Here is a 417-nt window from a genome sequence, read left to right as displayed (position 1 = left end):
TCCCACATTTGCAGTTTTTGCGTGGACAGCGCATCCCCCGTGACATTGATCAGCCGCACGTCGCGCAACTGTTCCTGGGCCAGCGCCGGGTTGTAGTGCCATTCGGCGGCCAGGGTGTGCCAGTGGGCGGCGGTCAGGTGCAGGAAGGTTGGGCGGATGTCTTCGTTTTGTGAGGTGCCGAAAATGCCGCGGCTCGGGGCCAACGTGGCGCCCGCGATCAGGGCCGGGAAGATTTCCTCTACCGACAAATCGAAGTTCAGGGTGTTTTGTTGCAGCACGGTGTCGGCCGTTTTGAGGCCAAACAGTCTGATGGCATCAAGGGTGTAGTTGACCAAACCACGGTGCTCGATCATCACGCCTTTCGGTGTGCCGGTTGAGCCGGAGGTGTAGATGACGTAGGCCAGATGACGCACGCCC

The 417-nt window shown here is 60.4% G+C and carries 1 protein-coding gene; it reads right to left on the bottom strand.

The window, feature by feature from the left end; all coding sequences use genetic code 11:
• A partial coding sequence (locus BK665_RS34170; RefSeq protein ID WP_148053318.1) for an AMP-binding protein occupies positions 1-417 on the bottom strand: 417 nt, incomplete at both ends.

This window comes from Pseudomonas frederiksbergensis (assembly GCF_003732665.1).
Taxonomy (GTDB): domain Bacteria; phylum Pseudomonadota; class Gammaproteobacteria; order Pseudomonadales; family Pseudomonadaceae; genus Aquipseudomonas; species Aquipseudomonas frederiksbergensis_G.
This window is presented reverse-complemented; position numbering and strand designations above follow the sequence as displayed.